Raw genomic sequence first — 11941 nt, forward strand, 5'->3', positions numbered from 1 at the left:
ATAATGAGTATATTGGAAATTATTGTTCCTGATTTACCCGAATCAGTTGTTGACGCTTCGATATCAATTTGGAATAAAAAACCGGGTGATCAAGTCAATATAGATGAAATATTAGTAGAAATTGAAACTGATAAAGTTATAATAGAAATTCCAGCAGTTTCTAATGGAATATTAGAAACTATTCTAGAAGATAAAAATTCTGTTGTAAAATCACGTCAAGTAATTGGTTTGTTAAAAATAAATAATGATTTCAACAATAATGTCAATGACAATAATAATCAAGATCAGAAAAATAATGATAACAATCCAGACCAGAAAAAAGATATTTTAATCAATCAACAACAAGAAGATTTAATAAAAGAAAAACAAGAAAAAAAAGAAATTTTAACTCCATCAATTCGTCGATTTATTGCAAAATACGATTTAGATATTTCTAAAATTAAAAATGATTATTCTAATCAACGTATAACAATGGAAAAAGTCAAGAATTTATTAGAATATCATAACAACGATAATAGATCAATAATTAATAATTATTCAAATATTGATCGTGTTGAGAAAAGTGTTCCTATGACCCGTTTGCGCAAACGTATTGCAGAACGATTAATAGCTGCAAAAAACAGCACTGCTATGTTAACAACATTTAATGAAGTAAATATGGCATCTATAATTAATATTCGCAAACAGTATGGTGATCTTTTTGAAAGAATACATGGGGTTCGTCTAGGTTTTATGTCTTTTTATGTTAAAGCCGTTATTGAAGCATTAAAACAATATCCGGAGATTAATGCCTTTATTGATGGAGATAATGTAATTTATCATAATTATTTTGATGTTAGTATAGCTATATCAACACCGAGAGGATTGATTACACCAATTATACATGATGCTGATCATATGAATATGGCAGATATTGAGAAAAAAATAAAAGATTTATCAACTAAAGGTCGTGATAATAAATTAAAGGTAGAAGAACTTACGGGAGGCAATTTTACCATTACTAATGGTGGTGTATTTGGATCATTAATGTCTACACCTATTCTTAATCCACCTCAAAGTGCAATTTTAGGTATGCATGCTATCCAAGATAGACCTGTAGCTGTTCAAGGAGAAGTTGTAATATTGCCGATGATGTATCTAGCTTTATCTTATGATCATCGTTTAATTGATGGTCGTGAAGCTATTGGTTATTTAGTTAAGATAAAAGAACTGCTAGAAGATCCAATACGTTTATTATTAGATATATAATTTACAACACAATAAAAAAAATGTTTTATTTATCGATGGATAAAAATCATGAACTTACATGAATACCAGTCTAAACAATTGCTTACGCAATATGGAATACCAGTGCCAAAAGGTTATATTTGTACTAATATATCACAAATAGAAGAAGTTTGTTGTAAAATGAATACCAATTCGTGGGTGGTCAAATGTCAAGTACATGCTGGTGGTCGAGGTAAAGCTGGAGGAGTGAAAATAGTAAAAAATAAACAAGAAACTAGAAATTTTTTTAAAAAATGGTATGGAAAATATCTTATAACTGAGCAAACAAATAGTTGCGGGCAACTGGTTAACAAATTTCTAATTGAAGAAAATACTGATATTAATAAAGAACTCTATTTAAGTGCGATTATTGATAGTGAAACACATCGTATAAGCTTTATAGGTTCTAATATGGGAGGCACTGAAATTGAACACAAAGTAAAAAAAACTCCCAATATGGTTCATAAGATAACATTAGATCCTTCTGTTGGTCAACAAGAATATCAAGGACGTGAATTAGCATTTAAATTAGGATTATCAGGTAAAGAAATAATGCAATTTACTGAAATATTTGTAAATTTATCAATTATGTTTACCGAACTTGATCTTAAGTTAATTGAAATAAATCCTTTAGTAATTGATAAAAAAGGTAATTTAATTTGTTTAGACAGTAAATTATCCATTGATAGTAACGCATTATTTCGTCATCCAGAATTAAGTAAAATGTATGACTATAGTCAAGAAGATGAAAGAGAATCACAAGCAATTAAATTTGAATTAAATTATGTTTCATTACAAGGTAACATTGGTTGTATTGTCAATGGTGCAGGTTTAGCTATGGCAACTATGGATATAATTAAATATTATGGCGGTCAACCAGCGAATTTTTTGGATGTTGGTGGTAATGTTACTGAATTGCGTGTTATCGAGGCTTTTAAAATCATAATATCTGATACTAATATCAAATCTATACTTGTTAATATTTTTGGTGGTATTGTGCGTTGCGATTTAATTGCTGATTCTATTATTAGTGCAATAAATACATTAAATATAACATTACCGATCATAGTGCGTTTAGAAGGTAATAATGCTGAATTAGGTAAACAATATTTACTGGATAGCGGCTTGAATATTATTATATTACATGATTTAGTAGAAGCAGTAAAATATGCTGTTAATGTTGCTACGGAGAACAAATAATGTCTATTTTAATAGATAGATCTACTAGGGTAATTTGCCAAGGTTTCACTGGACAACAAGCTACGTTTCATTGTAAACAAGCATTAAATTATGGGACTAAACTTGTAGGTGGTGTAACTCCAGGAAAAGGAGGTACTACACATATAGGTTTACCAGTATTTAATACAGTAAAAGATGCTATAGAATTTACTGGTGCTGATACTAGCGTCATATATGTGCCTGCACAATTCTGTAAAGATAGTATTCTTGAAGCTATAGATGCAGGCATAAAACTAATTATTACAATTACTGAAGGTATTCCTATTTTGGATATGGTTGTAATAAAAAACAAATTAGATTCTAGTTGTGTGCGTATGATTGGTCCTAATTGTCCAGGAATCATTACTCCCGGTGAATGTAAAATTGGTATAATGCCCGATTATATTCATAAACCAGGTTTTATAGGGGTTGTTTCACGTTCTGGTACTTTAACATATGAAGCAGTACAACAAATAACTAATATTGGATATGGTCAGTCTACATGTGTAGGTATTGGAGGTGATCCTATTCCTGGATCCGATTTCGTAGATATATTAAAAATGTTTCAAGATGATGTAAATACTAAAGCAATTGTAATGATTGGTGAAATTGGTGGTTTAGCTGAAGAAAAAGCTACTTTTTTTATTAAAAACAATGTAAATAAACCTATAGTCAGCTATATAGCTGGTGTAACAGCTCCCCAAGGTAAGCGTATGGGACATGCTGGTGCTATTGTTTCAGGTGGAAAAGGGACTGCAGAAGCAAAGATAGCATTACTGAAACAAGCTGGAGTTAAAATAGTATTAAAATTGACAGATATTGGTAAAGCAGTAAAATCTGTTATGTCATAATTATGAGTCATTGTTTAATATCAATTATTACAAGATTATTTAAAGTAAAATGCTTTATCACAATATTTTAAGATATTTATACTATTATTTAGTAAGTTTTAGTTTTATAAAAAATGAGATTAATGGATCAATATAAAGACAATATTTATTCTTTAATACAACAAGGAAAATCACAGAATACATAATAGTTTTAATCAGAAAAATTTTAGATATAAACTAAATGGTATTATATTAAAATCTTTATAACGAATAATTTACTATATCAATAATAATGAACAGTATTATGTTTAATTACGAAAATCCATCTTATTTTTTACCAGTTAAACCTCCGATACTAAGTAATGAAGAAAAGTTATTTTACTTAAATAAAATAGAAATGCTTTTAAAGTCTAGAAATGCAGTTATAATAGCACATTATTATACAGATCCTGAAATTCAGCGATTAGCAGAAAAGACAGGAGGGTGCGTTTCTGATTCACTAGAAATGGCCAGATTTGGTAATTCATATCCAGCAAAAACATTGCTAGTTGCTGGTGTACGCTTTATGGGAGAAACAGCTAAAATTCTTAACCCCGAGAAAACTGTTCTAATGCCTACCTTAAAAGCAGAGTGTTCTCTAGATCTCAGTTGTCCAATTAAGGAATTTAATTCTTTTTGTAATGATCATCCGGATCGTACTGTAGTGGTTTATGCTAACACTTCTGCGTCAGTAAAAGCCCGGGCAGATTGGGTTGTCACATCAAGTATTGCACTTGAGTTAATTGAATATCTTAGTAGTTTAGGTGAAAAAATTATTTGGGCACCAGATCGTAATTTAGGAAATTATATCAAACATAAATCAAAAGCTGATATTATTAATTGGCAAGGATCATGTATTGTACATGATGAATTTAAGCTTGCTGCACTTAAAAATATGAAACGAATATATCCAGATGCTGGATTAATAGTACATCCTGAATCTCCAAAACAAATAATTGACTTAGCAGATGCAGTGGGATCTACAAGTCAATTAATTAATGCAGCAAAACAGTTACCACACAAGCAATTAATAGTTGCTACTGATCGAGCTATTTTTTATAAGATGCAGCAAGTTGTACCAAACAAAGAACTATTAGAAGCACCTACAGCAGGTGAAGGCGCAACCTGCCGTAGTTGTGCTCACTGCCCATGGATGGAACTGAATACTCTAAAAACAATTTCTGATAGTCTTGAACTTGGTGGTTCTAAACATGAAATTAATATAAATCCTGCATTAAGTAAAGCAGCATTATTACCATTGAACCGTATGCTTGATTTTGCAAAAAAACTTAAAAATTAATTAAAAACAACATATAAATATTTATTTTATTGTTAATAATTTAAATTTTATATCTTAAATATCTCATTATATAGACAATATAAAATCATATTTTATGAAATTAATGATCATTATGATCAAAATCATTTTTAATTAAGGTAATAGTTTTTTAATATTTTTAAATCATTTGTAAATTCAAATTCATATATTAAAGGCTTTCCGGTGGGGATATTTAATTCCACAATTTTTTCTTCACTAATATTATCTAAGTGTTTCAATAATGCTCTTAATGAGTTACCATGTGCAACAATAATTACCTTATTACCTTTTTTGATCTTAGGTAAGATATTTGTATGCCAATAAGGAATTACTCTATTAAAAGTTGATTCTAAACTTTCAGCAACAGGTAATTGTTCAGGTGTTAAAAAAGCATATTTAATATCATATCCTGGAAATCTCCTATCATTAATTTCTATTTTTGGAGGAAACACTGTAAAAGCTCTTCTCCATTTTTCGACTTGTTTGCTTCCGTATTTATTAGCTGTTTCTACTTTATTTAATCCTTGTAAAGCACCATAGTGACGTTCATTAAGACACCAGGTTTTTTCTACTGGAAGCCAAACTTGATCAAGTTTATCTAAAATATGCCATAAGGTATGAATAGATCTTTTTAGCATAGATGTATAAGCAATATCAAATAAAAATCCTTTCTTTTTCAAGATATCAGCAGCCTGTTTAGCTTCAGCATGCCCCTTGCTAGATAAATCTATATCCTCCCATCCAGTAAAACGATTTTCCTTATTCCATTCACTTTCACCATGTCTTAATAAAACTAACTTTATTAAGTTCATAAAAAACATCCTTAATTATTTTAAATAATTGCTTTTAATCGTACATTATTTAATGTACAATATTCTGTAAATCAAAGATATTCAATAATGTCTACAAAGATACATTATAATTTAATAATAAATTCCAGTTTGTCTGAATTTTATTAAAGAAAATTTAAAGGATTTTCAATTGCTAATTTAATAGATTTCGTTAACTTTTCCAATTCTTCCTGTTTAATGGTATATGCTGGTGTTATATAAATCAATCTACCAAAAGGACGAATCCAAACGCCTTGTTCAACAAAAAATTTTTGAATTGTTATAATATTTATTAATTTATAAGTTTCAACTATACCAATTGCTCCTAATATACGAACATCTGAAACTTGATGTAGAAGTTTTAGTGGTAATAAGTTTTTACGAAGTTGTTTTTCAATATTGTCAACTTGATTTATCCAATCGTTATTTTGTAACATAGATATGTTTTCTGCTGCTACAGCACAAGCTATAGGATTTCCCATAAAAGTTGGCCCATGCATAAAACAATTTGCTTGACTATTACTAATTTTATTAGCTATTTTACGAGTAGTAATGGTAGCTGCAAGAGTCGTTGTTCCACCGGTAAGTGCTTTTCCTATACACAAAATATCAGGTTCAATATTTGCATGTTCACATGCAAATAATTTGCCAGTCCTACCAAAACCAGTAGCGATCTCATCAGCAATCAACAATACTCCATATATATCACAGTATTTACGAACCAATTGTAAATATTTATAATGGTAAATACGCATTCCACCTGCTCCCTGTAAAATTGGTTCAATAATAACTGCTGCTAAATTTTTATGATGTTTTTTAATAAGAAAAGCAAAATGATCAAAATATTTTATATCCCAATCATCAGAAAAATTACATATTGGCACAGATGCAAAATAATTTTTGTTTACATAACCTTTCCATAAATGATGCATTGAATTATTTGGATCACATACAGATATTGCAGCAAAAGTATCTCCATGATAGCTATGTTGAAGAGCTAAAAATTTTTGACGGTTTTGATTATTTCCTAACCAATACTGCAATGCCATTTTCATAGCTACTTCTATTGATACTGAACCTGAATCAGATAAAAATATACATTCTAGAGATGATGGCATTATATCTATTAATTTACGACATAATGTAATTGCTGAAGGATGAGTAATACCACCGAACATTACGTGTGACATTTTTTTTATTTGTGTTTTTATTGCACAGTTAAGACGTGGATGATTATATCCGTGAATTACTGATAACCATGATGACATTCCATCAATAAGATATTTTCCATTATCTAATTTTAATCGGCATCCTTTAGCACTCACTACTTGATAGCATTGTAAGGGTTTTTTCATAGATGTATAAGGATGCCAAATATGGCTACGATCGAATTCATAATCTTTTTTTATTAACATTATTATTATAAACCTGAATAAAACAATAATTTTATCAATATAATTTTATTTATCAATAAAAGTTAATCTTTAATTGTTGGAGTAGATGATGATACAACACTGGAAATTAAAACAAGTAGAAGATCTTTTTAATGAACCTTTTATTGAACTAATATTTAGAGCACAACAAGTACATCGTAGATATTTCAATCCTCTGATTATACAAATAAGCACGTTACTATCAATTAAAACAGGTAAATGTCCAGAAGATTGCAAATATTGCTCTCAAAGTTCAAGATATCACACAGATTTAAAATATCAAAGCTTAATGGAAATAGATAAAATCTTAATGGCTGCCCGTAAGGCTAAAGCTAACGGTTCTAGTCGTTTTTGTATGGGAGCCGCTTGGAGAAGTCCTCACGATCGTGATATGCCATATTTAGAAAAAATAATAAAAAAAGTAAAAGCCTTAGGAATGGAAACTTGTATGACTTTAGGTAGTCTATCTGACGATCAAGCGCAACGTTTAGCTAAAGTAGGTCTTGATTTTTATAATCATAATCTTGATACTTCACCAGAATTTTACAATAAAATAACTACTACAAAAAGTTATCAACAAAGATTAGATACTTTAAGTAAAATCCGCAAGGTAGGTATTAAAATTTGTTCTGGAGGAATATTAGGTTTAGGTGAAACAGTAAAAGATAGAGCTAGTTTATTATTACAATTGGCAAATTTACCAAAACCTCCAGAAAGTATACCAATTAATATGTTGGTAAAGATTAAAGGTACACCTTTCGCTAACAATGAAAATATTGAACCATTTGATTTCATTAGAACTATTGCTATAACTAGAATTATGATACCAACTTCGTATATTCGACTTTCAGCTGGTCGAAATCAAATGAGCGAACAAACTCAGGCAATGTGTTTTATGGCAGGAGCAAATTCAATTTTCTATGGTTGTAAATTACTGACAACATCTAATCCAGAAGAGGATAAAGATATTATTCTATTTCGTAAATTAGGAATTAAAACAGAGTGTAATCATAATGAAAGGAATAATACTCTAAATAATCAACTATCATCCAATGAACAATTCTATGATGCGACATGATAATGAGTTGGCAACAGAGAATTAATTCATCTTTATCTACACAACGTTATAATAATAGATGGCGTAAACGTTGTATAATAGATAAAAACAATACTCGTTTGATTAGAAAAGGAAAAAAAAATTATATTAACTTTTCTAGTAACGATTATCTTGGATTAAATCAACATCCATTAATAGTTAATAGCTGGAAAAAGGGTATCGATTTAATGGGTACTGGTTCAGGATCTTCTAGTCATATAATTGGTTTTAGTTGTTTTCATTCAAATTTAGAAATACAACTGGCTAATTGGTTAGGTTATTCACGTGCAATACTATTTATTTCTGGTTTTGATGTTAATCAAGCAGTAATCAATTTACTTACTAAAAAATATGATCATATTATAGCTGATAAATTAATTCATGCTTCACTGCTCGATGCTGCAATTCGTAGTCCTGCTAAATTATATAGATTTCGTCATAATATGATAGAAAGTTTGAATTTTTTTTTACAGTATTTATGTCGTGGTGAAATATTAGTGTTAACAGAAGGAATTTTTAGCATGGATGGTGATACAGCTCCATTGAAAAATATTTATGAAAAAACAAGAAAAAATAACAGTTGGTTACTAGTTGATGATGCTCATGGAATAGGAATAACAGGTGCTGAAGGACGTGGTAGTTGTTGGTTGCAAGGAGTAAAACCAAATTTACTAACAATATCATTCAGCAAAGCATTTGGTATTGGTGGTGCTGCTTTATTATGCGATGAAAACACAGCTGATTATTTTTTACAGTTTTCAAAGAATTTAATTTATTCAACTTGTATGCCACCAGCCCAAGCGTTTGCTTTACAATGTGCTTTGCATTTAGTTCAAAAAAGTGAAAGTTTACGTGATCGTCTTAATGAAAATATAAATTATTTCAAAAAAGGTATGAAATCTATTTCTTGGAAACTAATAGAATCGAGTAGTGCTATTCAGCCATTAATGATAGAAGATGATAATGAAGCACAACTAGTTTTAACAAAATTAGCTAAAGCCGGATGTTGGGTTAATGTCATAAAACCTCCTACTGTACCTTTGGGAACAACACGTATACGTATAACTTTAACTGCTGCTCATAAATTTGAAGATATAGATATTTTGCTGGAGGCTTTACATGAAACGAATCATTAATAAAAAAGCTATAGCAAAAGCATTTGATAGAGCTGCGACATGTTATGATAATTATTCAGAATTACAAAGATTAAGTGGTGATACATTACTAAAACTAGCTCCTAATTGCTTAGGCAAATTACTATTAGATGCTGGTTGTGGCACTGGATGGTATAGCCGTATTTGGCGGCAGTATGGTAAGCATGTAATGGCTTTAGATCTTTCGTTTCAAATGTTAAAACAAGCTAAGAAAAATAACTCTGCAAATCACTATATAGTAGGAGATATTGATAGTCTACCTATAGCTAATTCTAGTATAGATATAGTTTGGAGCAATTTAGTTGTGCAGTGGAGTAATGATTTAAATCAAGTATTAAGTCAATTCAATAAGTTGTTAAAACCATACGGATGTTTATTGTTCTCCACACTTAGTGATGGTTCTTTGTATGAATTACAATTCGCTTGGTCATATATTGATCAATATAGTCATGCTAATAAATTTCTTACTAAAAAAGAAATATTTAAAATTTGTCATGATAAAAATTTAAAATGTCAATCTCAAATTATAATCATGCATTTTCCTAATGCTATTAGTGCAATGCGTTCATTAAAAGGCATTGGTGCCACACATATTCATAAAGGACGTAATAGTATGTTATTAACACGTAATCGTTTGAATTTGCTAGAAACATATTGGCCACGTGATGAACATGGTTTTCGTCTTAGCTATCATTTAATATATGGAGTAACTAATTTATGAAATGTTTGTTTGTAACTGGTACTGATGTAGAAGTTGGAAAAACTACATCTAGCAGTTTATTACTGCAAATAGCAAACAATTATGGATACCGTACAGCAGGTTATAAACCAATAGCATCTGGTTGTAAAATCACATCGGAAGGAATTCGTAATAATGACGCGTTAATTTTACAGAGATATAGTAGTGTATCATTAAATTATTCACAAATAAATCCTTTATCTTTTATTGAACCAACTGCACCTCATATACTTAGTGCTAAGGAAAATACGCCAATATTATTTTCTACTTTATCTAATGGATTGTTAAAGTTAAAAAAATTAGCTAATTGGATTATAATAGAAGGTTCAGGAGGTTGGTATACACCAATTTCTTCTTCTCAATTATATGCAGATTGGGTACATTTAGAACAGCTTGCAGTGATTTTAGTAGTTGGAGTTAAATTAGGTTGTATTAATCATGCAATACTAACTGTTGAATCAATAAAATTTCGAGGATTAAATTTAGCAGGATGGATTGCTAACACAATAATACCCCCAGATAAATACTATGAAGATTATATTATTAGTCTTAAAAAAATGTTACCACAACCTTGTTTAGGTGTAATACCTTATCTTGGATTATGTGAACATTCTAAAAGCTACAATGATTTTTTGATTTTACCTGAATAATTTATTATTTGATATAAATAAATTATAATCTCATTAATCTTATAATGATTTTTAGCTATATTTTATTACATTAATAAAATTTATTCCGAAGAAAAATTCATTTTATTATTTGATGTCTTAAAATCCAAAAAATTATTTTATGTCTAATATATTTATTATATTATCAAATTAAGTATATATAAATTCCTGAAATATCTTGATCAATTAATTTATATTTTCAGTAAATATATTATACACTTATTCTTTTAATCGTTTTTGTGTTTTTTATTTAAATCAATCTTTTCTACTAGATATTAGCAATAATGAAATAAAGTTAAATTATTTATAATAAAACTTAAGTTTGTAATTAGTTATATGATACTATATAGGAACTGTTTATTAACTTATTAAAAAATTTAGTATATGTTATTTTTATTTTTAAGATATATATAAAATTACTATCAATAATATATGTTGATCAAGTGTTTTAATAATTTTAAAAGATTTATTAGGCGGTATCTTTTTATGATTAAGGTATTATTTTTTGCTAAAGTACGCGAAATAGTGGGAATTAATTCGTTAGATGTTCTAGAAGATTATACAGATATTAAATCTTTGGTTAAATCCTTATCTCAAAGGGGTGAATCTTGGAAAATTGCATTTAGTTCTGATAACCTATTAGTAGCAGTAAATCATGAGTTAGTATCTATGAGTAATCCAATTCATTCAGGTGATGAAGTAGCTTTTTTCCCCCCAGTTACTGGGGGCTAAAATGAAGTCTAAAATTAACATTATACAAAAACCTCTTGATTTACATCAAGAATATTTCTGGTTAAACAATTGTACCGAAAGTGGTGCAATAGTAACTTTTACCGGTAAAGTTCGCAACTATAATCTTGGAGATCTTGTCACAGGACTAACATTAGAATATTATTCTGGCATGACAGAAAAATTTTTACAACAAATCATTCAAGAAGCTAGTAATCGTTGGTTTTTAGAACGTGTCAACATAACTCATCGTTTTGGAAAATTAAATCCTGGAAATGAGATTATTTTCGTTGGTGTTACTAGTGTTCATCGTACTGAAGCTTTTGCTGCTATAGAATATCTTGTTGATTATATAAAAACTTATGCATTATTTTGGAAATGTGAAAAAACAAACTTTGGCTATCGTTGGATTGAAGTAAATGCTAGTGATAATGATGCTTTAATTCATTGGAATTAATAAAAATTAACTAAATTAATTGTAACAGAATTAATTATTGATCGTATAACAAAAATCAAAAATTATATAAAATCTTTTAAAGAAGATTATTATAATATAAAGCTCTTTCTTTTAGGTCTAATTAGATTAGAAGCTAAAAATTGAATTATTAAAATTATACGACA

The 11941-nt window shown here is 28.9% G+C and carries 12 protein-coding genes; 10 read left to right on the forward strand and 2 right to left on the reverse strand.

Annotation, left to right across the window (positions count from 1 at the left end; genetic code table 11):
• Nucleotides 1-3: 3 nt before the first annotated feature.
• The 4 genes from odhB (at nucleotide 4) to nadA (ending at nucleotide 4653) form a co-directional block, all read left to right on the forward strand.
• Nucleotides 4-1248, forward strand: a complete 1245-nt coding sequence (gene odhB, locus CRV10_RS01445; RefSeq protein WP_136130044.1) for a 2-oxoglutarate dehydrogenase complex dihydrolipoyllysine-residue succinyltransferase — start codon at nucleotides 4-6, stop codon at nucleotides 1246-1248.
• A 48-nt stretch (nucleotides 1249-1296) separates the two neighbouring features.
• A complete protein-coding gene (sucC, locus tag CRV10_RS01450; protein WP_136130045.1) occupies nucleotides 1297-2466 on the forward strand; it encodes an ADP-forming succinate--CoA ligase subunit beta in 1170 nt (389 codons plus the stop codon).
• Nucleotides 2466-3335, forward strand: coding sequence for a succinate--CoA ligase subunit alpha (gene sucD, locus CRV10_RS01455; protein ID WP_136130046.1), 870 nt, complete (start codon nucleotides 2466-2468; stop codon nucleotides 3333-3335). The genes sucC and sucD overlap by 1 nt, the downstream gene beginning before the upstream one ends.
• A 271-nt stretch (nucleotides 3336-3606) precedes the next feature.
• Nucleotides 3607-4653: a quinolinate synthase NadA gene (gene nadA / locus CRV10_RS01460; protein WP_136130047.1), complete on the forward strand. Its 1047-nt coding sequence runs from the start codon at nucleotides 3607-3609 to the stop codon at nucleotides 4651-4653.
• A 128-nt stretch (nucleotides 4654-4781) separates the two neighbouring features.
• On the opposite strand, the gene gpmA is transcribed toward nadA, so the two are convergent.
• Both gpmA and bioA read right to left on the reverse strand, forming a co-directional pair.
• Nucleotides 4782-5483, reverse strand: a complete 702-nt coding sequence (gene gpmA / locus CRV10_RS01465) for a 2,3-diphosphoglycerate-dependent phosphoglycerate mutase (protein ID WP_136130048.1) — start codon at nucleotides 5481-5483, stop codon at nucleotides 4782-4784.
• Between the two features lie 143 nt (nucleotides 5484-5626).
• Nucleotides 5627-6916, reverse strand: coding sequence for an adenosylmethionine--8-amino-7-oxononanoate transaminase (bioA, locus tag CRV10_RS01470; RefSeq protein WP_136130049.1), 1290 nt, complete (start codon nucleotides 6914-6916; stop codon nucleotides 5627-5629).
• Nucleotides 6917-7004: 88 nt separating this feature from the next.
• Here bioA and bioB point away from each other — a divergent pair, with 88 nt between their 5' ends.
• The 6 genes from bioB (at nucleotide 7005) to moaE (ending at nucleotide 11777) form a co-directional block, all read left to right on the forward strand.
• Nucleotides 7005-8012 carry a biotin synthase BioB gene (gene bioB, locus CRV10_RS01475; RefSeq protein WP_136130050.1) on the forward strand — a complete coding sequence of 336 codons (1008 nt, stop codon included), beginning with the start codon at nucleotides 7005-7007 and terminating at the stop codon, nucleotides 8010-8012.
• Between the two features lie 2 nt (nucleotides 8013-8014).
• Entirely contained in the window at nucleotides 8015-9166 is a 1152-nt protein-coding gene (locus CRV10_RS01480) for an aminotransferase class I/II-fold pyridoxal phosphate-dependent enzyme (RefSeq protein ID WP_136130051.1), read from the forward strand.
• Nucleotides 9150-9905 carry a malonyl-ACP O-methyltransferase BioC gene (gene bioC / locus CRV10_RS01485; RefSeq protein WP_136130052.1) on the forward strand — a complete coding sequence of 252 codons (756 nt, stop codon included), beginning with the start codon at nucleotides 9150-9152 and terminating at the stop codon, nucleotides 9903-9905. Before CRV10_RS01480 ends, bioC begins: the two co-directional genes overlap by 17 nt.
• The gene (bioD, locus tag CRV10_RS01490; protein WP_136130053.1) at nucleotides 9902-10573 is read left to right on the forward strand and encodes a dethiobiotin synthase; all 672 of its coding nucleotides are present in this window, start codon (nucleotides 9902-9904) and stop codon (nucleotides 10571-10573) included. The genes bioC and bioD overlap by 4 nt, the downstream gene beginning before the upstream one ends.
• A 504-nt stretch (nucleotides 10574-11077) precedes the next feature.
• Entirely contained in the window at nucleotides 11078-11323 is a 246-nt protein-coding gene (gene moaD, locus CRV10_RS01495; protein ID WP_136130054.1) for a molybdopterin synthase sulfur carrier subunit, read from the forward strand.
• A 1-nt stretch (nucleotide 11324) separates the two neighbouring features.
• Complete coding sequence (moaE, locus tag CRV10_RS01500; protein WP_136130055.1) at nucleotides 11325-11777, forward strand: molybdopterin synthase catalytic subunit MoaE; 453 nt, start codon at nucleotides 11325-11327, stop codon at nucleotides 11775-11777.
• Nucleotides 11778-11941 lie beyond the last annotated feature (164 nt).

The sequence above is a fragment of the Candidatus Pantoea edessiphila genome, from assembly GCF_002933355.1.
In the GTDB taxonomy this organism is placed as follows: Bacteria; Pseudomonadota; Gammaproteobacteria; order Enterobacterales; family Enterobacteriaceae; genus Pantoea_C; species Pantoea_C edessiphila.